Source organism: Streptomyces sp. NPDC000410 (assembly GCF_040300305.1).
In the GTDB taxonomy this organism is placed as follows: Bacteria; Actinomycetota; Actinomycetes; order Streptomycetales; family Streptomycetaceae; genus Streptomyces.
This window is the reverse complement of the sequence record NZ_JBEPDM010000011.1, coordinates 137,389-160,818: the sequence shown is the minus strand read 5'-3', so window position 1 is coordinate 160,818 and position 23,430 is coordinate 137,389. Positions and strand designations below refer to the sequence as shown.

General features: G+C 69.5%; 22 protein-coding genes and 2 pseudogenes. 18 read left to right on the top strand and 6 right to left on the bottom strand.

The genetic code is table 11. The features are described 5' to 3' along the window. Positions 1–61: 61 nt before the first annotated feature. Positions 62–1,480, top strand: coding sequence for a dihydrolipoyl dehydrogenase (gene lpdA / locus ABT342_RS15560; protein ID WP_351572797.1), 1,419 nt, complete (start codon positions 62–64; stop codon positions 1,478–1,480). A gap of 46 nt (positions 1,481–1,526) precedes the next feature. Here the strand turns inward: lpdA and ABT342_RS15555 are convergent. Together ABT342_RS15555 and ABT342_RS15550 are read right to left on the bottom strand one after the other, a co-directional pair. Then, positions 1,527–2,120, bottom strand: a pseudogene (locus ABT342_RS15555) (MMPL family transporter); the annotation flags it as partial. 465 nt (positions 2,121–2,585) lie between these two features. Continuing rightward, positions 2,586–3,134: a DUF1707 and FHA domain-containing protein gene (locus tag ABT342_RS15550; RefSeq protein WP_351572794.1), complete on the bottom strand. Its 549-nt coding sequence runs from the start codon at positions 3,132–3,134 to the stop codon at positions 2,586–2,588. A 269-nt stretch (positions 3,135–3,403) separates the two neighbouring features. On the opposite strand from ABT342_RS15550, the gene ABT342_RS15545 reads away from it, so the two are divergent. Then, positions 3,404–4,288: a GNAT family N-acetyltransferase gene (locus ABT342_RS15545; protein WP_351572791.1), complete on the top strand. Its 885-nt coding sequence runs from the start codon at positions 3,404–3,406 to the stop codon at positions 4,286–4,288. Positions 4,289–4,379: 91 nt separating this feature from the next. Beyond that, on the top strand, positions 4,380–5,606 hold the full coding sequence (locus ABT342_RS15540) for an MFS transporter (RefSeq protein ID WP_351572788.1): 1,227 nt from the start codon (positions 4,380–4,382) through the stop codon (positions 5,604–5,606). Here the strand turns inward: ABT342_RS15540 and ABT342_RS15535 are convergent. After that, positions 5,595–7,034, bottom strand: a complete 1,440-nt coding sequence (locus ABT342_RS15535; protein ID WP_351572785.1) for a GH1 family beta-glucosidase — start codon at positions 7,032–7,034, stop codon at positions 5,595–5,597. The genes ABT342_RS15540 and ABT342_RS15535 overlap by 12 nt on opposite strands. A gap of 102 nt (positions 7,035–7,136) precedes the next feature. Here ABT342_RS15535 and treZ point away from each other — a divergent pair, with 102 nt between their 5' ends. After that, positions 7,137–8,888 (top strand): malto-oligosyltrehalose trehalohydrolase, encoded by a 1,752-nt coding sequence (gene treZ, locus ABT342_RS15530; RefSeq protein WP_351572782.1) that lies wholly within the window; start codon positions 7,137–7,139, stop codon positions 8,886–8,888. A gap of 67 nt (positions 8,889–8,955) precedes the next feature. Here treZ and ABT342_RS15525 read toward each other — a convergent pair whose 3' ends face one another. Next, a complete protein-coding gene (locus tag ABT342_RS15525) occupies positions 8,956–10,077 on the bottom strand; it encodes a M24 family metallopeptidase (protein WP_351572834.1) in 1,122 nt (373 codons plus the stop codon). A gap of 25 nt (positions 10,078–10,102) precedes the next feature. Beyond that, positions 10,103–11,053, bottom strand: coding sequence for a DUF1444 domain-containing protein (locus ABT342_RS15520; RefSeq protein WP_351572779.1), 951 nt, complete (start codon positions 11,051–11,053; stop codon positions 10,103–10,105). 205 nt (positions 11,054–11,258) lie between these two features. Between ABT342_RS15520 and nadE the strand changes: the two genes are divergently transcribed. Beyond that, a complete protein-coding gene (nadE, locus tag ABT342_RS15515) occupies positions 11,259–12,089 on the top strand; it encodes an NAD(+) synthase (RefSeq protein WP_351572776.1) in 831 nt (276 codons plus the stop codon). 18 nt (positions 12,090–12,107) lie between these two features. Here nadE and ABT342_RS15510 read toward each other — a convergent pair whose 3' ends face one another. Beyond that, the gene (locus ABT342_RS15510; protein WP_351572831.1) at positions 12,108–12,731 is read right to left on the bottom strand and encodes a nucleoside/nucleotide kinase family protein; all 624 of its coding nucleotides are present in this window, start codon (positions 12,729–12,731) and stop codon (positions 12,108–12,110) included. A 213-nt stretch (positions 12,732–12,944) separates the two neighbouring features. On the opposite strand from ABT342_RS15510, the gene ABT342_RS15505 reads away from it, so the two are divergent. The 13 genes and pseudogenes from ABT342_RS15505 (at position 12,945) to eccD (ending at position 23,422) form a co-directional block, all read left to right on the top strand. Beyond that, positions 12,945–13,151, top strand: a complete 207-nt coding sequence (locus ABT342_RS15505) for a hypothetical protein (RefSeq protein ID WP_351572773.1) — start codon at positions 12,945–12,947, stop codon at positions 13,149–13,151. Between the two features lie 516 nt (positions 13,152–13,667). Then, a complete protein-coding gene (locus tag ABT342_RS15500; protein WP_351572770.1) occupies positions 13,668–13,853 on the top strand; it encodes a hypothetical protein in 186 nt (61 codons plus the stop codon). A 2-nt stretch (positions 13,854–13,855) separates the two neighbouring features. Then, complete coding sequence (locus ABT342_RS15495; RefSeq protein ID WP_351572767.1) at positions 13,856–14,704, top strand: immunity 49 family protein; 849 nt, start codon at positions 13,856–13,858, stop codon at positions 14,702–14,704. A 323-nt stretch (positions 14,705–15,027) separates the two neighbouring features. Next, a complete protein-coding gene (locus ABT342_RS15490) occupies positions 15,028–15,360 on the top strand; it encodes a hypothetical protein (RefSeq protein ID WP_351572765.1) in 333 nt (110 codons plus the stop codon). Between the two features lie 11 nt (positions 15,361–15,371). Next, on the top strand, positions 15,372–15,680 hold the full coding sequence (locus ABT342_RS15485; protein ID WP_351572762.1) for a pore-forming ESAT-6 family protein: 309 nt from the start codon (positions 15,372–15,374) through the stop codon (positions 15,678–15,680). 52 nt (positions 15,681–15,732) lie between these two features. Further along, positions 15,733–16,146, top strand: coding sequence for a DUF6507 family protein (locus ABT342_RS15480; protein WP_351572759.1), 414 nt, complete (start codon positions 15,733–15,735; stop codon positions 16,144–16,146). Further along, on the top strand, positions 16,143–19,304 hold the full coding sequence (locus ABT342_RS15475) for a hypothetical protein (protein ID WP_351572756.1): 3,162 nt from the start codon (positions 16,143–16,145) through the stop codon (positions 19,302–19,304). The genes ABT342_RS15480 and ABT342_RS15475 overlap by 4 nt, the downstream gene beginning before the upstream one ends. Next, entirely contained in the window at positions 19,301–20,080 is a 780-nt protein-coding gene (locus tag ABT342_RS15470; protein WP_351572753.1) for a hypothetical protein, read from the top strand. The genes ABT342_RS15475 and ABT342_RS15470 overlap by 4 nt, the downstream gene beginning before the upstream one ends. A gap of 91 nt (positions 20,081–20,171) precedes the next feature. Then, positions 20,172–21,032: an immunity 49 family protein gene (locus ABT342_RS15465; RefSeq protein WP_351572750.1), complete on the top strand. Its 861-nt coding sequence runs from the start codon at positions 20,172–20,174 to the stop codon at positions 21,030–21,032. 12 nt (positions 21,033–21,044) lie between these two features. Next, positions 21,045–21,212 (top strand): annotated as a pseudogene (locus ABT342_RS15460) (hypothetical protein); the annotation flags it as partial. Between the two features lie 118 nt (positions 21,213–21,330). Continuing rightward, positions 21,331–21,702: a toxin-antitoxin system YwqK family antitoxin gene (locus ABT342_RS15455; protein ID WP_351572744.1), complete on the top strand. Its 372-nt coding sequence runs from the start codon at positions 21,331–21,333 to the stop codon at positions 21,700–21,702. A 111-nt stretch (positions 21,703–21,813) separates the two neighbouring features. Continuing rightward, positions 21,814–22,062 (top strand): hypothetical protein, encoded by a 249-nt coding sequence (locus ABT342_RS15450; protein WP_351572741.1) that lies wholly within the window; start codon positions 21,814–21,816, stop codon positions 22,060–22,062. Between the two features lie 40 nt (positions 22,063–22,102). Then, positions 22,103–23,422 carry a type VII secretion integral membrane protein EccD gene (gene eccD, locus ABT342_RS15445; protein WP_351572738.1) on the top strand — a complete coding sequence of 440 codons (1,320 nt, stop codon included), beginning with the start codon at positions 22,103–22,105 and terminating at the stop codon, positions 23,420–23,422. The last annotated feature ends 8 nt before the right edge of the window (positions 23,423–23,430 follow it).

Here is a 23,430-nt window from a genome sequence, read left to right as displayed (position 1 = left end):
CATCAGATCCACAAGAACATTGCCTTGGACTCATGGCAAGGCCCGGGTGGAGGCTGGGTCCATGATCGAAACACAGGCACAGGACACCGACATCATCGTGATCGGCGGCGGCACCGGCGGCTACTCCACCGCCCTGCGCGCCGCGGCCCTCGGCCTGCGGGTCGTGCTCGCCGAGCGGGACAAGGTGGGCGGCACCTGCCTGCACCGCGGCTGCATCCCCAGCAAGGCGATGCTGCACGCCGCCGAACTGGTCGACGGGATCGCGGAGGCGCGTGAGCGCTGGGGGGTGAAGGCGACGCTGGACTCGGTGGACTGGTCCGCGCTGGTGGCGACCCGGGACGACATCGTCTCCCGTAACCACAAGGGGGTCGAGGGGCATCTCTCCCACGCGGGCGTCACCGTCGCCCGGGGCAGCGCCCGGCTGACCGGCCCGCGCACGGTCGTCATCGAGGGGTACGGGCAGGTCACGGCCCGCCGGGGCATCGTCCTGGCGACCGGCTCGCGGCCCCGGATGCTGCCGGGACTCACAGCCGACGGCCGGCGCGTCGTCACCAGCGACGACGCCCTGTTCGCGCCGGGACTTCCGCAGTCGGTGCTGGTGCTGGGCGGGGGCGCGATCGGGGTCGAGTACGCCTCGTTCCACCGTTCCATGGGCACCCAGGTGACCCTGGTCGAGGCCGCCGACCGGCTCGTGCCGCTCGAAGACGTCGACGTGTCACGGCACTTGACCCGGGGCCTGAAGAAGCGCGGCATCGACGTACAGGTGGGTGCGCTGCTCACGGAGACGGAGCTGCTGGACGACGGGATAAGGGCCACCGTGCGGACCGCGCGCGGCGAGACGCGGACGGTGGAGGCCGAACGGCTTCTGGTCGCGGTGGGCCGGGTGCCCGTGACCGACGGCCTGGGGCTGGAGAACGCCGGTCTGGCCACCGACGAGCGCGGCTATGTCGCGCCCGCGGACTGGGACCGGCTGGAGACCGCCGTGCCCGGCATACACGTGGTGGGCGATCTGCTGCCGCCGCCGTCGCTCGGGCTGGCGCACGCCTCGTTCGCGGAGGGCCTGTTGGTGGCGGAGACCCTGGCCGGTGTGCCGTCCGTACCGGTGGACTACGCGGCCGTCCCCCGGGTCACGTACTCCTCGCCGCAGACCGCGTCCGTCGGGCTGAGCGAGGCGGAGGCCCGCAACCGCGGCCATGAGGTGGCGGTCAACACCATGCCGCTGACGGCTGTCGCCAAGGGCATGGTGCACGGCCAGGGCGGGGTGGTGAAGGTCGTCGCGCAGGAGGGCGGCCAGGTCCTCGGCGTCCATCTCGTCGGGCCGAACGTCTCGGAGATGATCGCCGAGAGCCAGCTGATCGTCGGGTGGGACGCGGAGCCGTCCGATGTGGCCCGGCACGTCCACGCCCACCCGACGCTGTCAGAGGCGGTGGGCGAGACGTTCCTGACGCTGGCCGGCCGGGGGCTCCACCAGCAGGGGTGAGGGCCCTTCGACGGGACGTGCGGCGGGCCGCACCGGCCACCAGCCCGGCCAGGGACAGCGCGACGGCGAGGCCGGAGTCGACGACCGCCCGCCCCGAGGTCGCGGCGGCCAGCTCGACCGCCGCCGCGTGGCCGATCGTCCCTCCCGAGCGCTCGCGCTCCTCCCTGGCCCGCTTCAGGTAGAAGAGCGAGTAGTCGACGCCGACGGCCATGCCCAGCATGAAGATCACGCTGAGCGCCGCGCCGCCCGCGTCGGGGAAGGCCCAGGACGCCAGCCCGTACAGGCCCACCGCGCCCGCGAACGCCGTCAGCGCCAGCAGCACCGGGATCCCGGCGGCGAGCACCGCGCCGAAGACGACGAACAGGATCACGAACGTCACCGGCAGGCTGATCATCTCGGTGCGCTGAAGGTCCTGCCCCTGCTTGTCGTTGACCGCGGTGGAGATCGACGCGCTGCCGGTCTGCTCGATGCGCAGGTCCTTGTGAGCGGCGCGCACGGCGGCGGTCTGCTCAAGGAGCGCGTCGACGTCCTCCTTGGCGGTCTCCTTGTCGCCGCGCAGGGTGACGGTGACGAGGAGCGCGTCGCCGTTCTTCGACGCCACCGGCTCGGCCACCGACACGACGGCCGGCAGCCGCTTCATCCGCTGCCCGATCTCGCGGGCGGCGGGACGGGGGTCCGTGCCCTCGATGAGGACCTTCTCCACGGGCACCGGGGTGAGCCCGCTGCCTGCGGCCATCGCCTCGGCCCGCCCGGCCTCCCCCACCCAGAAGTCCTCGAACGTCCCCTTGTTGGTGCCGACGGCCATGCCCGCGCCGACGCACATGACGACGAACAGCAGCCATCCGACAATGGCGCGTCCCGGGTGCCGGGCACCCCATCGCGCCGTACGAACGGTGACGGGTCCTCTGCCCGGCATGCGGGCACCTCCCTGCGACGGCTGACCTCCGATGACAGTGATCAGCGTCCCGCCGGAGGCCACTCCCGGTCACTGGTGCCGGGCACCGTATCGACAGGGGGGTTAGCCCCACCATGCCTACGGCAGAGAGGAACCGGCAGAGAGGAACCGGCAGGCAGGAACCCCACCACGCGTGCGGGAGGGGCAGGTTCAGCGTGCGGCGAGGCGGAAGTTCATCCGACCGAAGCTCACCATGTCGCCGGCCTGGACCACGACCGAACCGGTCACCCGGTGGCCGTTGACCGTGGTGCCGTTGGTCGAGCCGAGATCGCGCAGCACCCACAGGCCGTCCCGCAGGGCCAGTTCGGCGTGCAGGCGCGAGACCGTGTCATGGCTGAGCCGCAGTCCGTTGGACGGGTCCCGGCCGATGCGCAGGGGGTGCGGTCCGGGCTCGGGCAGCAGCAGCGGGGGCAGCTTCTCGGCCCGCCAGGCGCGGCCGAGGCGCACGGTGAAGGCGGACATCCGGCCGACCGCTCCGAAGAGCTTCTTCGAGAGACGGCCCTCGGTCCGCAGATCGGCGGTGAGCGCCCGCAGTTCATCGGGGCGGCGGGCGGCCAGCGCCAGCTCCATGCGCCGCAGAAACGTGTCGTGCGACAACTGACCCTGGGCGGCACCCTCTCTGAGCACCCCGAGCACACGGTCCCGCTCCGCGTCGGACAGCCGCGCGGGATAGGTCTGGGACTCGAAAGAGGACGTCACAGAGCTGATTGTCCTTCCGGGAAGCCCAAGGTGTCCAGATGAGAGCGGAAGGACCGATCAAGATCACTTCCGAAATCCCCTGGACGCCCGCCGCAGGAGCCGCTTAGTGTGATCAAGACGCCCGTGACCGACGGAAGGAGGCGAGTGCAGTGCAGACCACACGATTCCCGCGCTCCCGCCCCATCCGCCCGGCGTTCACTGTCTGAGGCTGGCTCAGACCGTCTGACCGGGAGCGCACCACCTCAGTATCTTTCCCGGAGGACATCCTCATGACCGATCTGGTCATCCGCGCGCTCAGCGAGAGCGACGCACATCTCTTCGACACCCTGCCCGACCCCCTCGGCGTCGGCCGCGCACTGGCCCGCGCCACGCACCGCCCCGAGTGGAAGCGGGTGGCCCTGCGCGACGGCAAGGTCGTCGCACGGGGCGCCTGGTGGGGCGGGCCCGACGACACCTCACCCGTCAACCTCAACTGGTTCGACGTCGCCGACGGCGAGGAGGACGCGGGCGCCGAGCTGCTGCGCACCTCCCCGTTCCAGGTCGAGTACGAACTGATCCTGCCCGCCGGCTGGCGCGAGGACCCGGTGACCCTGGCCGCCGGTGAGGCGCGGCTGCGCGTCGCGAAGGCGGCCGGGATGGAGGTGCTCGTGGAGCGCTTCCAGTACCGGTGGACGCCGGAGTGCGGCCTTCCGGAGCAGCCCGGACGGCTTGAGTTCCGGCCGGAGCCCGACGACGCCGTGATCTTCGACGTCATGCGCCGTGTCCATACGGGGACGCTGGACGCGCACGCGCTGCGCGCCATCGCCGAGGGCGGTCTCGATCAGGCGGCCCAGGAGGAGATGGACTTCTTCCACTGGTGCCCGTCGCCGCGCGAGTGGTGGCAGCTGGCGTACACGCCGGACGGCGAGCTGGTCGGCCTGCACATCCCGGCGCACAACCCGTCGGGGCCGTGCGTCGGCTACATCGGGGTCGTACCGGAGCAGCGCGGCCACGGCTACGCGTACGACCTGCTCGTCGAGTGCACGCGCTTCCTGGCCGAGCACGGCGCGGAGTTCATCGCGGGTGCCACGGACCAGACCAACGTCCCGATGGCGGCGAACTTCGCGAAGGCCGGACATCCGGTGGTGCAGGAGCGGATCCATCTGACCGTCTGATCCGTTGATCGGGCGTATCGATCAGGTGTATTGATCGGGCGCGAGGGTGTCCGTAGGCTCCGGGCACCCCCGAGCTGATGGCGAGCCGCCGATGACCACGCAACAGCTGCGATCCGAGCCTCAGGTCCGCGTCGGCGGTGGCTGGATATCAGGCCTCGTGCTGGCCAACCTCGGTCTGTACATGGCCTTCCTCACCCCGATCCAGGTGCTGCTCGCGGAGCAGATCGACGCGATCGACCCGTCGGGCAAGGAGATCGCGCTCGGCTGGGCCACCGGTGTCGGCGCGCTCGTCGCCGTCGTCGTCAACCCCCTGGCGGGTGCCCTGTCGGACCGTACGGGCAGCCGCTTCGGCCGCCGCCACCCGTGGATCCTGGGCGGGGCGGCGGCCGGGGCGGCGGGGCTCGCGGTGACGTCGGCGCAGTCCACGATCGTGGGGGTGACCCTCGGCTGGGCTCTGGCGCAGGTCGGGCTGAACGCGATGCTCGCGGGCGCCAACGCCGTCGTCCCCGACCAGGTGCCCGTGCACCAGCGGGCGGCCGTCTCCGGCTGGATCGGGATCCCGCAGACGCTGGGGCTGGTCGTCGGCGCGGTGCTGGTGACGATGGTGGTGACGGGCACGGCGGCCGGATATCTGCTGCTGGCGGCCCTCGTGGTGGCGGCGGCACTGCCGTTCGTCGTCCTCACCCGCGACGCACCGGTGCCGCGCGAGGCACGGCGGCCGGTCCGCCTCACGGACATGTGGGTGAGCCCGCGCGCGTATCCGGACTTCGGCTGGGCGTGGCTGACCCGGTTCCTGGTGATGCTCGGCAATGCCATCGGCACGCTCTACCTGCTGTATTTCCTCAAGGACGCGGTGGGTTACGCGCATCCGGACGAGGGCGTGCTGATCCTGACGCTGCTCTACACGGCCGGGTTCGTGGTGACGGCGATCGGCGGCGGGGTCGTGTCGGACCGCTGGGGGCGGCGCAAGGCGCTGGTGTCGGTGAGTTCGGTGGTGATGGGCGGGGCGTCGCTGCTGCTGGCGTTGTGGCCCACCTGGCCGGTGGCGACGGGCGCGGCGCTGCTGCTGGGTCTCGGTTTCGGGGTGTACATCGCGGTGGACCAGGCGCTCGTCACCCAGGTGCTGCCGAGCGCCGGGGACCGTGCCAAGGACCTGGGGGTCATCAACATCGCCAATTCGGCGCCCCAGGTCCTCGGTCCGGCGCTGGCAGCGCCGATCGTGGCGTACGCGGGCGGGTATGCCGGGCTGTACCTCACCTCCACGGTGGTGACGGTTCTCGGCGGGGTGCTGGTGTGGCGGATCCGTTCAGTGCCGTGATGCGCGCTGGGCGCGGATCACGTCCCGGTACCAGGCGTAGGACGCCTTCGGCGTGCGCTCCAGCGTCTCGTAGTCGACGTGGACGAGGCCGAAGCGCTGCGAGGCTCCCTCGACCCATTCGATGTTGTCGGTCAGTGACCAGACGAAGTAGCCGCGTACGTCGACGCCCTCCTCGGCCGCCCGGTGCAGGGCCCTCAGATGGCCGTCCAGGAAGGCGATTCGGCGGTTGTCGGCCGTGTCGGCGGAGTCGTCGTACGAGCAGCCGTTCTCGGTGATGTGGACGGGCGGGAGCCGGTCGCCGTAGCGCTCCTTGAGGTCGACGAGCAGCTCGCGCAGTCCGTCGGGGACGACGGGCCAGCCGAAGTGGGTGCGTTCGACGCCGTCGATCTCGCGCAGGCCGAAGGGGAGGCCCGTGGGCATGCCGAGTCCGGCGTACGAGTCGAGGGCGTCCGGTGCGGGGGCGCCGACGAGCATAGGGCTGTAGTAGTTGACGCCGTACCAGTCCAGCGGCTGGGAGATGACGGTGAGGTCGTCGGCGACCGGCCCCGGCATGAGGGCGTCGAAGCCCTCGGGGTAGCGGCCGGTGAGGAGCGGGTCGGAGAACAGCCGGTTGGTGAGGGTGTCGTAGATCTCGGCGGCGGCGCGGTCCTGGTCGGTGTCGCCGGCGGTGCGGACGGGCGAGTGGGAGACGGCGATGCCGATGTTCCCGGCTCCGGCCGCGCGCAGGGCCTGGACGGCGAGGCCGTGGGCGAGCAGCTGGTGGTGGGCGGCGGGCAGGGCGTCGAAGAGGAGCTGCTTGCCGGGGGCGTGCTCGCCCAGCGCGTAGCCCAGGAGGGTCACCTCGGCCGGCTCGTTGACGGTGATCCACATGGGGACGCGGTCGGCGAGTCGTTCGGCGACGACGGCGGCGTACTCGGCGAACCTGGCGGCCGTGTCGCGGTTCAGCCAGCCGCCCGCCTCCTCCAGGGGCAGCGGGGTGTCCCAGTGGTAGAGGGTCGGCGCCGGGGTGATGCCGTGGGCGCAGAGCTCGTCGACGAGGCGGTCGTAGAAGCCGAGCCCGGCGGGGTTGACGGGGCCGCTGCCGCCGGGGACGACGCGGGGCCAGCTGACCGAGAACCGGAAGGCTCCGGCACCGAGGCCGGCGAGGAGGGCGACGTCCTCGCGGTAGCGCTCGTGGAATCCGGTACCGCGGGCGGCGTCGGCGCCGTCCTTGATACGGCCGGGCTGCGCCGCGAAGGCGTCCCAGCCCGAGGGGCCCTTGCCGTCGGCGTCGGCGGCGCCCTCGGTCTGGAAGGCGGACGCCGAGGCGCCCCAGAGGAAGCCGGGCGGGAAGGCGGGCAGCGCGGTCGCCGAGGGAGTGGCGGGGACCGGGGGTATGGGGTGTCCGGAGGGCACTGGTGATTCGGGAGGTACAGGAGGCGGAGTCATGGCGGGACACTAGTACCGGCGAGTAGACCGCCTCCAGACCCCGTTCTTGCCAGGATGGGTGCGAGTACTGCTGAGTGCCGTCGACACGACAGGGGATCGCCAGTGCTGTTCGAGGTGTGGGCACCGCACGCGCAGGACCGGGTCGAGCTGTGGCTGGAGGGTGCGCGGCGGGAGATGCGGCCCGACGGGGTGCTGGCGGGCTGGTGGCGGACCGAGGCCTCGGCGGACGACGGGGCGCGGTACGGCTTCCTCCTCGACGACGGGCCCCTGTTGCCCGATCCGCGCTCGCGCCGCCAGCCGGACGGTCCCGACGGGCCGAGCGCGGCCGTCTCCCCGGACGCGTACGTCTGGCGCCACGACGACTGGCCGGGGCCCGGGCTCGCGGGTGCCGTCCTGTACGAGCTGCATGTCGGCACGTACACGCACGAGGGCACGCTCGACGCGGCGGCCGCGCGGCTGGGCGAGCTGGCGGAGCTGGGCATCACCCATGTGGAGCTGATGCCGGTGTGCCCCTTCCCGGGGACGCACGGCTGGGGGTACGACGGCGTGTCACCGTGGGCGGTGCACGAGCCGTACGGCGGGCCCGAGGCGCTCAAACGCTTCGTCGACACCGCGCACGGCCTCGGCCTCGGGGTGGTCCTGGACGTCGTCCACAACCACCTCGGTCCATCCGGCAACCATCTGCCCTCCTTCGGGCCGTACTTCACGGACACCCACCACACGCCCTGGGGCTCCGCCGTCAATCTCGACGCCCCCGGCTCCGACGAGGTCCGCGCGTACTTCCGCGAGAGCGCGCTGTCCTGGCTGCGCGACTACCGCATGGACGGGCTGCGGCTCGACGCGGTCCACGCGCTCGCCGACGGCCGGGCGCTGACGTTCCTGGAGGAACTGTCGACGGCCGTGGACGCGCTCGCCGCGGACCTCCGCAGGCCGCTGTTCCTGATCGCGGAGTCGGATCTGTGCGATCCGCGGACGACGAGGCCCCGCGAGGAGGGCGGGCTCGGACTGCACGCGCAGTGGAACGACGACTTCCACCACGCCCTGCACACCGCCCTCACCGGTGAATCCCGTGGCTACTACGCCGACTTCGCCCGCGCCCCGCTCGCCGCGCTCGCCAAGACCCTCGGCCACGTCTTCTTCCACGACGGTACGTACTCGACGTTCCGCGGCCGTTCGCACGGGCGGCCCGTCGACGTCACCCGCACCCCCGCGCACCGCTTCCTCGGCTACGCCCAGACCCATGACCAGATCGGCAACCGCGCGCTCGGCGACCGGCTCTCCTCCCACCTCCCCCCCGGGCTGCTGGCGTGCGCCGCCGCGCTCGTGCTGACCGGGCCGTTCACGCCGATGCTGTTCATGGGCGAGGAATGGGGCGCCCGTACGCCGTGGCAGTTCTTCACCGACCACCCCGATCCGGAACTCGCGGAGGCCGTACGGCAGGGCCGGCGGCGGGAGTTCGCGGCGCACGGCTGGGCGGCCGAGGACATCCCCGACCCGCAGGACCCGGCGACCCGGGAGCGCTCCTGTCTGGACCGGAGCGAGCGCGAGCGGGACCCCCACGCCCGGCTGCTGGCCTGGCACCGCGAGCTGATCGCGCTGCGCCGGGGCCAGCCGGACCTGGCCGATCCGGATCTGGCGGCGGTGCGGGTGGCGTACGACGAGGAGGCGCGCTGGTTCGTCTTCCGGCGCGGGGACCTGCGGGTGGCGGTCAATCTGGGGAAGGACCCGGCCGCGATCGGCCTGGGCGGGCGGGGCGGGCGGGTTCTCGCCGCGTGGGGCGACGTACGGCCGCCGGGTGAGGACGGCCGTCTGCTGCTGCCGGCGGAGTCGTGCGCGGTGCTGGCCGACGGGTGAGCACCCGTGCGCGCTGGGGGGTGTCCGGTGGATCAGGCGCGAGCCCGGCATCATCCACCGGACACCCCTAGTCGACGATCGCCAGCTCGCGCGGGGTGTTGTTGAAGCGGCGCCCGCCGCTCTCCGTGACCGTGACGATGTCCTCGATACGGACGCCGAACCGGCCCGGCAGGTAGATGCCGGGCTCGACGGAAAAGCACATGCCGGGGACGAGCGGCTGCTCCTCGCCCTCGATCATGTACGGCGGCTCGTGCGTCGTGACCCCGATTCCGTGCCCGGTGCGGTGGATGAAGTACTCGCCGTACCCGGCCGAGGCGATGACCTTACGGGCCGCCCGGTCGACGTCCTGGCAGGTGGCGCCGGGCCGCACCGCGTCGCATCCCGCCTGCTGGGCGGCGCGTACCACGTTGTGGACGTGCTGTTCCTCGTCGCTCGGCTCGCCGACGTGGACGGTGCGGCTCGTGTCGGAGCCGTATCCGTGCTTCAGGCCGCCGAAGTCGAGGACGATCATGTCCCCCCGCTCGATGGTCCGGTCGCCGGCCTCGTGGTGCGGGTTGGCGCCGTTCGGGCCGGAGCCGACGACGGTGAAGTCGACCTGGGAGTGCCCGAAGCGGAGCAGCAGGCTCGCGAGGTCGGCGGCGACGTCGCTCTCCCGGCGCCCGGCGAAGCGGACCTTCAGGATCTCGTCGTACGCCTCGTCGGCGGCGGCGCCCGCGGCCGCGAGCCGTTCCAGCTCCCGCGCGTCCTTCACCGCGCGCAGCATCGGGAGGGCCTCGGTGAGCGCCACGTAGGACGTGTCCGGAAGCTGCCGCTGCAGGCCGAGGAGGTGCATCGCCCACGCGTTGTCACTGACCCCGAAGCGGCCCTTGCCGTCGAGCAGCGGTGCGGTGACGGCGTACGGGTCCTGGCCGTCGGTCCAGTCGCGCAGGGTGAGCGCGGGCGCACCGGCGGCGTGCGCGGCGTCGGGCGCCTCCAGGGTGGGGACCACCAGGACCGGGTCCCGGCCCTCGGCGAGGACGAGGAAGGTGAGCCGCTCGGTGGCCACGGGCTGGTAGCCGGTGAGGTACACCAGGTCGGGGCCGGGGGCCACGAGCAGCCCGGAGAGCCCCGCCTCGGCGGCGGAGCGGGCGGCGCGCTCCATGCGGGCGCGGTAGTCGTCGGCGGTGAAGGGCGCGGGCGTACCGCTCATGCTGGTCATGGATGATCCTCCTCGGTCAGCTCTCGTCTTCGACAAGGCGCTCGAGCAGCTCCTGGAAGTCCTCACCGACGACGATGCGCAGCCCCTCGCCGTCCGCGTCGCGGTCGCTGAGCTGGGTCAGCGTCCCGGCGCGCCACCAGTAGACGTACGGGGTTATCGCACCGGGGGTGTCCTCGTACCCGGAGGCGGCGAACGCGGCCATGGCGTTGAGGCTCGGGATCACCCCGGCGTCCCGGATGACGTGGAAGGCGAGCTGGTGCCGGAAGGGCAGCGCGACAAGCGCGCCGTTCTCCGTGATGTGCTGCCCGGTGAGCTGCCGTACGAGCGCGTCGAGGGCGAGGACCCGGCTCGCGGTGTAGAAGGAGTTGCCGACGACCACCTCGAAGGTCATGCCTCCGGTGTCCATGATCGTCTCGTGGCCCTCGACGGGCAGCGCGCGGAGGTTGTCCATGGCCCGCTCGCGCAGTCCCGGTACGTCCCCGAGCGGTTCGAGGGCCTCGTCGGAGAGCATCATCACGCTCTCGGGGAGGTCGAGCGCGAGGATCTCGTACAGTCCGGGCGCGAGGGTCCGGGCGTAGCCGAAGGTCGTGGTGTCGAGACCGTCGACGCCGATGACCCGGGGGTAGAGCTGCGCACGGATCTGCTCGGGCGAGAGGGTGTCGAGCGCGGACGGGGCGTCCATGGTGCGCAGCACCATGCCCACGTGCTGGCGAATGACGTCGGGCCATACGCGCGGGCCGCGGTCGTCGTTGTGGCAGACCGCGGCGAGGTTGCCGAGTCCGAACTGCCGCCCGGAGCTGTCGGCGACCACATCGGCGTAGACGGTGACCTCCAGGCCTTGCTCGGCGAAGGCTTCCCGGACCTGGCCGCGGAAGAGCGCGCTTTCCCGCTCCGAGAAGAAGGCGAACTCGGCGTCACGGGGTACGTCGTCCCCGTCACGCTTCGGTCCGCGCCGGAACAGCCCCACTTCAGCCCCCGCTCCTCGTGTGTGCTCAGGTTTCGAGCGTACCCACCGGCGGGGCTCCAGGGGGCGTCGGGCGGATCATGGCCCGGTGGACCCGGGGACGTCCGGCCATGACCTGCCGGCCACCCCTCAGTAGGGTGGGCGCGACAGCACATCGTGAAACACCCCATCGTGAAGCGCCCCATCGTGGAACGGACAAGGAGCAGACGTGAGCGAGCCGGCGTCCATCGCCCTTCAGCAGGAGATCGCCCGGGAACTCCAGGTCGCCGAGACCTTCGAGGCCGAGCGGGAGATCGAGCGCCGGGTGGCCTTCCTCGCCGAGCGGCTGACCGCCACCGGGCTGCGCTCCCTCGTGCTCGGCATCAGCGGCGGCGTCGACTCCACCACCACCGGCCGGCTGTGCCAGCTCGCCGTCGAGCGGGCCAGGGCCGCCGGGCACGAGGCCCGGTTCTACGCGATGCGCCTGCCCTACGGGGTCCAGGCCGACGAGCACGACGCCCAGCTCGCGCTCTCCTTCATCCGGGCCGACCTGGTGCTGACCGTGGACATCAAGCCCGCGAGCGACGCCGCGCTCGAGGCCTCGCTGGCCGCCGACCTGGGCTTCCGCGACGCCCACCACCAGGACTTCGTGCACGGCAACATCAAGGCCCGGCAGCGCATGATCGCCCAGTACGCGGTGGCCGGGGCGCACGACGGCCTGGTCGTCGGCACCGACCACGCCGCCGAGGCGGTCTCCGGCTTCTTCACCAAGTTCGGCGACGGCGCCGCCGACCTGGTCCCGCTGACCGGCCTGACCAAGCGCCGGGTGCGCGCCGTCGCGGACGCGCTGGGCGCGCCCGCCGAGCTGGTGTGGAAGACCCCGACGGCCGACCTGGAGACCCTCGACCCGGGCAAGGCCGACGAGGACGCGCTCGGGGTGACGTACGACGACATCGACGACTTCCTGGAGGGCAAGCCGGTGGACGAACGGGCCTTCGAGACGATCGTCCGCCGCTACCGGCTCACGGAGCACAAGCGGCAGCTGCCCGTCGCGCCGTAGTCCGTCGGGCGAGCGCCCTCAGCTCATCGTCACCAGGAGGTGGGCCCTGTCGCGGCCGCGTGCCACCAGCCGGGCGTTGGCCTCGTCGGAGTGCTCGACCCAGCGCTCGGCATGGGCCCTCTCCTTGCCGTGGCGGATGTGGCGGTCGACGAGCCGGGGAACTCGCCGCCGGTCGTCGAGCCATAGGAACCACGCCTCGTCGAGGAGTGCGGCGATCCCCGCCCAGGGCCCATCGTCGTGCAGCAGGTAGTTGCCCTCGGTCACGACGAGGGGGACATCGGGGGCGACGGGGATGCTCCCGGCGACCGGCTCCTCCAGGTCCCGGTCGAACGTCGGCGCGTATACGGTCACCCCTGGCTCGGGCGCCCGCAGCCGGGCGAGCAGCGCCGCGTACCCCTTGGCGTCGAAGGTGTCGGGCGCCCCTTTGCGCTGCGCCCGCCCGAGCCGGTCCAGCTCGGCCTGGGCCAGGTGGAACCCGTCCATGGGCACGAGCACGGCCAGCCCGCCGAGCCGCGCGACGAGCTCCGCCGCGAGGGTGGACTTGCCCGCGCCCGGGGCGCCGGCGATCCCCAGGACCCGCCGCTGCCCGGGCCTGGCGAGCTGCCGGGCGCGGGCGGTGAGCTGCTCGGTCGACGGGTTCATGGAGGCATTGTGCCGGGCCGTGCTCTGGAGAGGCATGAGAGGCATGGTGCCGAGCGGCCCTGCGCTTGAACCGACCGGCCGGGGCGGCCGATCATGCACGCATGAGACCAGAAGTACAGGCGTTTCGTCGCTGACGGCCCGCTCCCCGACTGGGACACCCACGAGGACGAGATCGAGCGCCGCACGGAGCAGCTCCTCGCGATCACCAGGCCTGTGACGGCCGAGGAAGCGACGGCGCTCGTCGCCTGCTTCGGCCCGGACGACTGCTACGGCGTCGCCTGGACGCTGCTGCACCTGATCGAGACGGGCCCGAACCCGGTCCTGACGACCCGGCCTCCGCAGGACGGCAACGAATGGCACCTCGGGCTCTGGCAGCGGGCGGTGAACGCCGGCCTGGTCACGGACGGTTCGGCGGAGTAGTCCGGGCGGCCGGTTCCTCGGGCAGCGGCACGGGGCCGCCCCGACAGGACCGGCCTCCACCAATGCCCGCTCCCGCGCGCCGGGAGGCCGGGGGCCGCTGGGCGCCGAGGTTCTGTCCGTCCTACCGGACGGAGTTCTGGTGTCGGATCGCAGCCGAAGAATTCGCCGAAGCTGATCGCCACGCCTGCGGCGGCGGCCCTCGAGCGCCTGAGGCGGACGCGCCTCTTCTGTCGTTGTCGACGCGGCCTTCCAGGGAACTCTGTGATCGACAAGCCATTGCTCTCCGTTGTGCGGCAGTGCACCACGAGTTGGGCCGTGCAGTCAGCTGGCTCTCCACGTCTGGTTTCAGCCAATCGAGACCGCAACGTTGCACCTGCAACGGCTAGTTGCAATACACGTGGCCGTCGAGGCCAAGGCCAACGTCAGGACCGAACTGGACTCGCGTCGGCTCCCCCAGGGCGGCAGGGCCATGCAGGGGTCGAGGGAGTACTTCTTCGAATTCTGCGGGAGGTGCACGTGCGAAGCAGGCAACACCCCAGTGAGGGCGAGCTGGCCGAGGCTCTGGAGGCCGCTCTCAAGGAGGGAAAGGTGGACTACATCCTGGTTAAGGGGAGGTCCGATGGCGGCCTGTACGGTGGCTATGAGATGGAGAAGTTCGACATTCGGGAACTCGACGAGAACGGGGATGTCCTGTGCCACTGAGCGTGGCTCGGCACGGAGGCACGGGGCCTGACGACGAGGCGTACGCCGAGGCACTGGGCGAGGAGCTCGCCGAGACGATCTCGTCCTTGGAGCGCTCGCCGGGCCTGATTGACAGCGTTCTGGGCGAGGCCACGATGCATGCCCAAGCGCGTCTGGCGGTGAATCCCGATGCGTCCCTCCTCGAGACATGGGAGGCCGTGGTCACGGCAATGCAGGTGGGTTCGGCGATGTTCGCCGTGGCCAGCCATGGAGAGGGCACCGTAGAGTGCCGTATCGCCGACGAGACGCGCACCCTGCGGGCGACAGGGCCGCGACTGCACTCCGATCCCGGCAATTGGGTCACGGCGTTCTGGCTGGCGATCGTGTGCCGCGAGCAGGCCCGGATGACACAGTTGTGCGAGATTCCGCTCGATGTGTTGCGTGCTTCGGGCACGGAGTACGACGAGTTCGTATACCTCTGGATCGACGCCCTCCAGGCGTATTGGCTGGAGCGTCCGGGACTGGTCGACAAGCTGGTCGCGGCGATCGACGCCTCTTACCCGGCGAGCATCCACGTCGCGGACATGGAGCTTGTGTTGCACATCCTCTACCAGCCGGTCAACCTCTTCCACCAATTCCTCCGCAAGGACCACGAAGGCTTCAACCAGGCCCTCCTCGAGGCCTTGCAGTTCCACAAGACGTACTGGACCGCAACGGAAGAGCGGGAACGGAGCGTCGAGGGCTATCTGGCTCTCGGACCACTCGCCATCGCGTGCCTCGCGTACGACGCCGGTTTCCCGATCGAGGTCGAGTCGGACTACCTCCCCAGCGAGCTCCTCAACCGCGCCTGGCTGGGTGAGTTCCCCACGTGATCGCATGCAGTGGGATACGCCCCTGACAGTGCGTGACAGACGCTCGGCACGTGACAGATGAGGTGACAGATAGCCATGGCAGCCCAGGACTCCGACAGTCAGCTGCTGGAGTCGGTCTCCGTCCGACGCCGGCAGTGCGGCCTGTCAACCCGTCAACTCGCCGGTCTGATTCCAGTCATACCTTGACTGCAACGTCGCCACTGCAACGGGTGGTTGGTCTATATGATCGGTCATCAAGTGTCTGGAGTGACAGGCGTTCAGGCTGTGAGCGAGTGTTGCTGCCTCGCAGCAGGCGTCATCCAGCAGACCGCTCGGGGGTGGACATGAAGTTCGACATGGGCAGTACGACGCTGGGCTCTCTGGCGAACAGCACGGTGGGGTCCAGCGATGATCTCGGTGGGCTGATCCAGCTGTTGATCGCGGCGGCGGAGCCGCTGGAGGGGAAGTTCAACGGTACGGGGAAGGTCGCGTTCGACTCGTTCAAGAACCGCTCGGACGAGATCACCACGGCCCTGAACGGGTCGCTGCAGTCGATCCTGGGCGGCCAGTCCGGGATGGACGTCGCTTTCGGTACCGGTGACCAGGAGTCCGAGGACAACGCGAACCAGCAGATGGCCTCGGCCAACTTCGACGCGGCCCGGTTCTCCGGGCGATAGGGGGAACGATCATGACGAGTCTGGACCGTCGCAGCTACGACACCGGCGCTTCAGTGGATGTCCAGGGCGGACTCCAGGGGATCATCGCCTGGCTGGAGCTGGTACTCGAGGACCGTGACCGTGCCGTGAAGGCCGCGATGGCGGACTTCCAGGCGGACGGGGTGTCGGAGGAGTACCACGGCAAGGAAGTCCGCTGGAACAACGCCGCCAACGAGGTGCGCAACATCATCCAGCTGGTGCGCGGCACGCTGGAGCGGAACGACGCGACCGCTCAGTCGACGTTGGCGAGAGCAAAGGCGGCCGTCGACGCCATCGGCTGACACGTCGGTGCCGGTCAACTGGCGACCGAGTTCATCACAAGGGGGGACGGAAATGACGGGTTGGGATATCCAGTCCGGCGGTGTGAAGGGCACGCTCGCGGTGACCGATGTCGCTGTCGGCTCGCTGCCCGCGCAAGTGACGGCATTCGCCACGGATCTGGAGAACGCCGCCAAGCAAGCCGGAACGCTCAGTCAGGACGGCTCCGACGGCGACGGCACCCCGGGCCTCGTCGGCAACGCGCTCATGCAGTTCGCGTTGGCCCGCCATGAGCAACTCGTGTTCATGCAGCTCCGCGCGAGCAAATCCGTCAACGGCGCCGCGCTGGCGCTGGCCGCGTATGAGGTCGGCAACCTCGAAATGGCCCTCCAGGCACAGCAGGAAGCCCTCAAGGCTCCGGACATCCCTGAACTGAACCTGCCTGGCGTCACCGGTGCGGGCGGGGCCGGCGGCGAGGCTGCCAAGTGATCAAGCCGGAGGAGATACCCCACTTCACCGGCAACCTCGACCTGCTGGAAGCCACCTACCAGGCCCTGGCTGCCGACGGCTCAGGATTCAGGTCGACCGGATCGGACATCCACACCCGCTTCCAGGGGCTCGCGTCGTTCTACGAGGCACCCGAAGCCGAGCAGCTGTTCGCCACCACGGCCCCCGTCCAGACGACCGGCGAGAACCTCGGCACCGACGTGGAGAGCGTGGCCCGTACGCTCTCCGAGTACGCGAACGAAGTCCGTCCGCTGGTGACCAGGCTGGAGCAACTGCGCCAAGAGGCCAACGCGTTCGTCGCCGATGTCAAACGCAACGACCTCTGGTTCGACCAGTGGCAGCGCGATCAGGAGAAGATCGACAAGAACGCCGAACTCGTCAACGGCGTCAAGGACGTGCAGATCGCGTTCTGGGACGCAGAGCGCAGAGCGGCCAACAAGATCTACTCGCTCTTCAGCTGCATCCGATTCCGTACCGACGACGGCTCCCACAAGCCCGACATGTACGGCTACTCCGCAGAAATGCTGGAGGACGCCGAGCTTCCCTGGGGCACGATCGACCAACGCACCGTCCTGCCCGGCAACTTCGAGCTCCACGTCAAGGAGTTCATATGGGACGGCCTGATCGTCGACAACATCTGGGGATCCATCGAGGGTCTCGTCTCCCTCAAGGACGGTGAGACGTGGGAGGCCCTCGGGCGAGTGCTCCTCGGAGCGCAGGACACCCTGAAGGATCCCCACAACGAGCACGCCGGGGACATGGGAGACGACCCCTACATCCAGGAAAGCCGTCAGCACGCCAAGGAGTTCGCCAAGGGCCTGGTGGCCTGGGACATGTGGGACGAAAACCCGGCCCGCGCCTCGGCCACAGTCGTCTTCAACGTCCTCACGCTCGGAGCGGGCCCGCTCAAGGCAGGGAGCGCGGCCAAGGCCGGACTCGGAGCCAAGGCCGCGCGGACCACGGCGACGGTCGGCGAGGTACTGGACCCCATATCGGCCACGGCCAAAGCGGTGGGCGCGGCAGCTCCCAAGGTCGCGGAGGTCACGGCGGGCCTGCGCAAGTCCATACCCGCCCTCACAGGCGCGGACGCGACGACTGTCCGGCTGCCCAACGGCGACATCCTCCGCACCGTCAACGGCGAATACGTCATCACAAAGCCGGACGGCAGCGCCGCAGGGAAGGCGCCTGGGGAGCTGTCGGCCGCCGACCGGGCGGCGCTGGACGATGCCGCGCGCTCCACGAATCGGACCCCGGTGGATGTCGGCGCCGTTGGCGGCGGCCACGGCAGTTCGGGCCTGCCGCCCCGCAGCGACCACAAGGCTCCAGCAGGTCTTGGCAACATTCCCAATGGAACAGGCCGTGGAACGCAGGGTGCGACGGAAGCCGCGCATACAGGCGACTCCGGAGGACCCACTTCCGATGCCGGCGCGCCCAGCAACGGTCGCGACGGCGACAGCAACCACAACTCGCCAGGCCGACATGGCAACGTCAGCGACCATTTCCCGATCAACAGCCTGGACAACACCCCCGCCGGTGGCCGCCCCACCGATAGCGTGCCTGCCAGCAGTCACAATGAACCGGATGCTGTCCAGCACGGCACCAGTAGCAGCGGAGGCGATCAGGCCCCCAGGGCTACCGGACCTGACGTCCCGCCTCAGTCCCACGAAGGCGGATTCGGTGGTGCGGAGTCGACTGTGCCCGACGGCCCGCGTGGCAATCTCCCCGACGGCTCCTGGGCAGGCGAGAACGGCCTGGCTCTGGACCGGGCGGCCAATTCCGCTGCAGACGACTTCATGCGCAGGTCCGCTGAGGCGGAACCCCGCATTACCGAATCGATGCAGACCATTACCGACCGGGTGGCCGACGGGCGGCTGATCGGCCTCGAGTACCGCCTCAAGGGCGAGGACTCCCTTAAGCGTAAGATCGCCACGGACATGCTGGAAGACATCGGCATGGACCCCGGCCAGGTGCTCGGCGACATCAAGGACTCCATTCGCTACACGATGGAGGTCCCAAGCCACAGCTATGGCCGTGGAGTGCAACAGGCGATCAACGACCTGCAGGCCAAGGGGTTCGAGAACGTCACGTTCAAGAACACCTGGGATTCCCCCGGCTACAAGGGCATCAACTCGACGTGGCGTGACCCGATCACCGGCCAGGTCTTCGAGTTGCAGTTTCACACCGCGGAAAGCTTCGCGGCCAAGATGGACGGCCACGTCCTGTATGAGAAGGAACGCCTGCCTGGAGTCACCCCGGACGAGCTCGTCGCGATCAAGGCAGAGCAGGCCGAACTGTTCGGGAAGGTACCGGTACCGCGTGACGCGGGCGCCATCGGTATCAGCTCCCGCAGCGTCGACGACGCGGCATCCGTGGTCGGCAAGAACCCCGACTCGGCGGCGGACGAAATCAGGTCAGTGTCTGATGACGTCGGGGGTCTTGGAGGCGAATCGGCAGATGCTGCAGACGGTACCAGGCATCTGGGCGACGACACCGTCGACGAAACGAGCAACCCATACACCCAGGGATCCAACAGCGGTTGGGGAGGCGCTGGTTGGGTCCAGCAGCCCTCGGCGTATGCGGCTGGCGTGTACGACTCGCTTCGGGCCACGCCCAACCATGTCGATGTCCCAGCGATGGCCCGTAGCACCGGTGTCAACGAGGCCGTCATCCGGCAAGTGAAGAGCCACATGATCAGGCAACTGCATGACGTGGTCATCCGGCCCGGGGAGTGGAAGCGTGGTCTGTTCACGCCTCGCGACGACATCGCGGCCCTGTGGGACGGCGCCCGAAAGGGCACGCTGAACGCGAACCAGATCACGGAATTCAGAAACCTGATGACGCACGAGTACGTGGAGAGCCAACTGATGAAGGGGGGCCTTCCGTACCTGTACGACGCGACGGGCCTGTGGAGGTGGAGTGACGAGGGCGAGTTCGATGGCAGGAGGTCTCCCAAGAGCCTGTCCGCAGCTGGCGCGCACGACCTGGCACCGAATCCTGTACGGGGTGGTTTCGGGACGCAGTGGCAGAAACTCGGCCTCAGGCACCCCAAGACGGTTCTAGCCTCTGACTTGTCCAACATCGATGACTTCGTCAAGGATATTGTGCAGGAACTGCGAGCCAAGGGGGTGAACCTGAAGTGACCGAGAAGTCTTCACGCAGGGTTTTGGAGCGACTGCGTGCCGTTGACTGGGGCGACGATTTCGCGGCCTCCGACCATTCCAATTCGCGTGCTCTGCTCATGCGCGAATACCTGCGACGAGCGGCTCTGTGGGCGCGGGCTTATGGCGCGGAGCAGTCCTGGCCGTTCTTCGACATCGCGGAGCACGTCGATGCGGAGATCCAGGCATCTCCCGAAATCACAGCCGAAGTGGAAGAGGTCCTGGTCGGGCTGGCCCCGACATCGCTGCAGCGGACCTGCCGAGCCGCTGTCAGGTGGGCGGCGCTCCGTGACGGTCATGACGACCTGCCTGCCGATCTGCCGGACCCCTATGAACCGCTTCTGCTCATGTACGAACGGGGCGGCGGGTACTTCCTGGAGGAGTATCTCGACCTCAATGGGGTGATGATCCGGCTCGGCAATGTGGAGAGCAACGCTTCCGCCACACCCTTCCTCACGCTCGCCCCCGCCACCCTCGACGCACTCGATGCCGAGGGCCAGATCACGTACTACGCGAAGATCAGCGAGAGCCACCCCCGGCGAAATCCGCGCGGAATCGTCCGGCGCCGAATCGACGAGGACCAGACGTATGACGAAGCCTTCACCCGGCATCTCCGCTGGGAGCCGACCGAGTATCTCAGGCTGTACAACCTCGGTCACAACGACATCGACCATGTGAAGATCACAGAGATCGAGGCTGCCGCGTTCATCGAATCGGTCACGACGAAAATCCTCGGCTCCCCTTCAGCCATACCGTGAAGGTGATTCTGAGTCGGCAAGTTGGCCGCGACACAATACCTAGGCTATGGGATCTCGATATTCGGGAACTCGACGAGAACGGGGATGTCTTGTGGCACTGAGCGTGGCTCGGCACGGTGGCCCAGGGCCTGATGACCAGGCATATGCCCAGAGCCTGGGCAAGGGGCTCCTGAGAACGATCTCGTTCCTGGAGGACTCGCCCGAGATGTTCGACGGAGCTCTGGACAAGGCGACGCTCCATGCCCAAGCGCGTCTGGCGGTGAATCCCGATGCGTCCCTCCTCGAGACATGGGAGGCCGTGGTCACGGCAATGCAGGTGGGTTCGGCGATGTTCGCCGTGGCCAGCCATGGAGAGGGCACCGTAGAGTGCCGTATCGCCGACGAGACGCGCACCCTGCGGGCGACAGGGCCGCGACTGCACTCCAATCCCGGCAATTGGGTCACGGCGTTCTGGCTGGCGATCGTGTGCCGCGAGCAGGCCCGGATGACACAGTTGTGCGAGATTCCGCTCGATGTGTTGCGTGCTTCGGGCACGGAGTACGACGAGTTCGCATACCTCTGGATCGACGCCCTCCAGGCGTATTGGCTGGAGCGTCCGGGACTGGTCGACAAACTGGTCGCGGCGATCGACGCCTCCTACCCGGCGAGCATCCACGTCGCGGACATGGAGCTTGTGCTGAAGATCCTCTACCAGCCGGTCAACCTCTTCCACCAATTCCTCCGCAAGGACCACGAAGGCTTCAACCAAGCCCTCCTCGAGGCCTTGCAGTTCCACAAGACGTACTGGACCGCAACGGAAGAGCGGGAACGGAGCGTCGAGGGCTATCTGGCTCTCGGACCACTCGCCATCGCGTGCCTCGCGCACGACGCCGGTTTCCCGATCGAGGTCGAGTCGGACTACCTCCCCAGCGAGCTCCTCAACCGCGCCTGGTTGGGCGAGTTCCCCACGTGATCGCATGTAGCGGCGGACGGGGTGCCGGAGGAGTACCAGGACAAGGAAGTCCGCTGGAACAACGCCACCAACGAGGTACGCAACATCATCCAGCTGGTGCACGGCACGCTGGAGCGCAACGACGCCACGGCTCAGTCGACGTTGGCGAGAGCGAAGGCCGCCGTCGAGGCCATCGGCTGATGCGTCGGGCCGGCAGGCGACCAATTCATAACCAAGGGGATAGAATGACGGGTTGGGATATCGAGCCCGGCGGCGTGAAAGGGCACGCTCGCACTGACCGAGACAATTGGATTCCCCGATGGCCGAGGTAGCACGAATTGATATCGATGACCACGAGGTCGACATGGACTACGGAGGGCGCCTTCTGTACAGGGGGGAGCTGTTCACTGGCGAGGTGGCGGAGCACGCAGGGACTGTTCTCGTCAGCCTGGACAACTACGTGAACGGCCTTCAGCACGGCCTCAGTCGCGAATGGTACAAGGACGACACCCTTCGTTCTGAAGGGACAGCTCGGATGGGACGTCCCTTTGGAGTTTCGAGAGAGTGGCACCCGAACGGCACACTCGCCGCCGAACGGGAGTTCGGCGGGGATGGGCTGGCCATGGTGGCAGACCGCGCATGGGATGACCAGGGACGCCAGACGAAGAACTGGCAGAAGGATGCCGAGTAGCTGATGTCATGGGTTGATCCACGGGCGGCAACGGTGCAGACCTGCGAGGCAGTGATCAACGCACACAGCAGGGCCGTCGGCATGATGGCCCGCGCACAGAGCGTGGTGTGAATGGCCCACGACTACGACAGTCAGTTGCTGGAGTCGGTCTCCGTCCGACGCCGACGCTTGCGTAACGCCCTGTTGTTCGGCGGCCAGCGGGGGCGCCGGGTCGCAGACGAACGGATCGGGAAGGTCTTCGCCGGGATCGTGATCGCGGCCGTGCTCTGTGCCGGCTGCGTCGGCTGGTCGTTCGTTTCGCATCGGCTGGCCGGGAAGCAGGCCGCAGTCCCGGGCCCGGTGGCGACTTCGGCTCGATGATAGGTTCGGTCGGTTAGCGAGCGTGGGGGGGGCGGGCCGCGTGCGGCGTAGTGAGTTGAGCCGGGTCACCCTGGTGGGTGAGCGGCGGCGCATCGATCTCGTACTGCCCTCCGATGAGCCCGTGGGGCGGCTCGTGCCCGAGGTGATACGGCTTCTCGACGACGGCGACGGGACCGTCCGTGCGCGGCCGCTGCTGCGGCATTTGGTCACCGTGGACGGTTCGGTGCTCGGCCAGGAGGCCACGTTGGCGTCCGCCGCCGTGCAGGACGGCGCGGTGTTGCGGCTGGTCAGGGCTGAGGATGTGCCGTCGGCAGCGGTGGTGCATGACGTCACCGATGAGGTGGCCGAGGATCTGGGCGTACGCGCGTGGCGGTGGGGGCCGGAGGCGCGGCGGGGGACGGCCGGGGTGGTGGCGGTTCTGCTGGCGGTGACCGTGGCCCTGCTGGCGCAGCGGGAGTTCTCCGCGGGAGCCATGGGAGTGGCGTTGCCGGTCGCAGCCGTGTTCTGCGCGGTCTGTGGTGCTCTGGCGGGGCGACTCGGAAATCACGGGCTGGTGACCGCACTGGTGACATCCGGTGGGGCGCTCGGGGTCCTGGGCGCGTGGATGCTCGCGGATGAGCATGCCTGGGCAGGGGTGGCCGGGGTCGTGGCACTGACGATGCTCCTGCTCGGGTGGCTTTCGCCGCTCGGGCGGGGCGGAGTGCTCGGGGCCGGCGCGCTGGCGGTCACGGCCGTCGGCTGGGAGATCGTCGCGGCGGTGCAGAGCAGCCCGGGACGGCTGGGGACCGTACTGGCGGTGGCGTCCACCGTCGTACTGGGTGTCCTGCCGCGCATCGCGCTCATGGGTGCCGGGCTGTCGCGGCTGGACGACCAGCGGTCGGGCGGTGCCTCGGTGAGTCGGCACCGGGTGGCGGATGCGCTGGCGGCCGCGCATCGCGGGCTCGTGCTGGCGACCGCGGTCCTGGCGGTGTCGGCCGTTGCCGCCGGGCTGCTGGTGGTCCAGGAGAGCACAGTGTGGACGGTGGGGCTCACGTGTGTTCTCGCCGTGGTTCTGCTGCTACGGGCGCGCGCGTTCCCGCTGGTGGCCGAGGTCGTCGTACTGCTCGCCGCGGGGCTGGTGCTCGTGGTGCGGCTCGTGGTGCTGTGGCTGGAGCGATCCAGCGCTTACGGGCCGCTGGCCGTATTGGGCCTTCTCGCGATCGTGCCCCTCGCGGTGCTGGCGGTGGAGCCTCCTGAGCATGTACGCGTACGGCTCCGGCGTATCGGGGACACCATCGAGTCGGTCGGCGTGATCGCGCTGTTCCCACTGGCGGTCGGGGTATTCGGCGTGTACGGGCGTCTCCTCGACACCTTCCGGTGAGTACCAGT

Coding starts and splice junctions, on each gene's coding strand:
- lpdA (WP_351572797.1), top strand. CDS start 62: ATGATCGAAACACAGGCACAGGACACCGACATCATCGTGATCGGCGGC.
- ABT342_RS15545 (WP_351572791.1), top strand. CDS start 3,404: ATGACCGATCTGGTCATCCGCGCGCTCAGCGAGAGCGACGCACATCTC.
- ABT342_RS15540 (WP_351572788.1), top strand. CDS start 4,380: ATGACCACGCAACAGCTGCGATCCGAGCCTCAGGTCCGCGTCGGCGGT.
- ABT342_RS15535 (WP_351572785.1), bottom strand. CDS start 7,034: ATGACTCCGCCTCCTGTACCTCCCGAATCACCAGTGCCCTCCGGACAC.
- ABT342_RS15525 (WP_351572834.1), bottom strand. CDS start 10,077: ATGAGCGGTACGCCCGCGCCCTTCACCGCCGACGACTACCGCGCCCGC.
- ABT342_RS15510 (WP_351572831.1), bottom strand. CDS start 12,731: ATGAACCCGTCGACCGAGCAGCTCACCGCCCGCGCCCGGCAGCTCGCC.
- ABT342_RS15490 (WP_351572765.1), top strand. CDS start 15,028: ATGAAGTTCGACATGGGCAGTACGACGCTGGGCTCTCTGGCGAACAGC.
- ABT342_RS15485 (WP_351572762.1), top strand. CDS start 15,372: ATGACGAGTCTGGACCGTCGCAGCTACGACACCGGCGCTTCAGTGGAT.
- ABT342_RS15480 (WP_351572759.1), top strand. CDS start 15,733: ATGACGGGTTGGGATATCCAGTCCGGCGGTGTGAAGGGCACGCTCGCG.
- ABT342_RS15455 (WP_351572744.1), top strand. CDS start 21,331: ATGGCCGAGGTAGCACGAATTGATATCGATGACCACGAGGTCGACATG.
- ABT342_RS15450 (WP_351572741.1), top strand. CDS start 21,814: ATGGCCCACGACTACGACAGTCAGTTGCTGGAGTCGGTCTCCGTCCGA.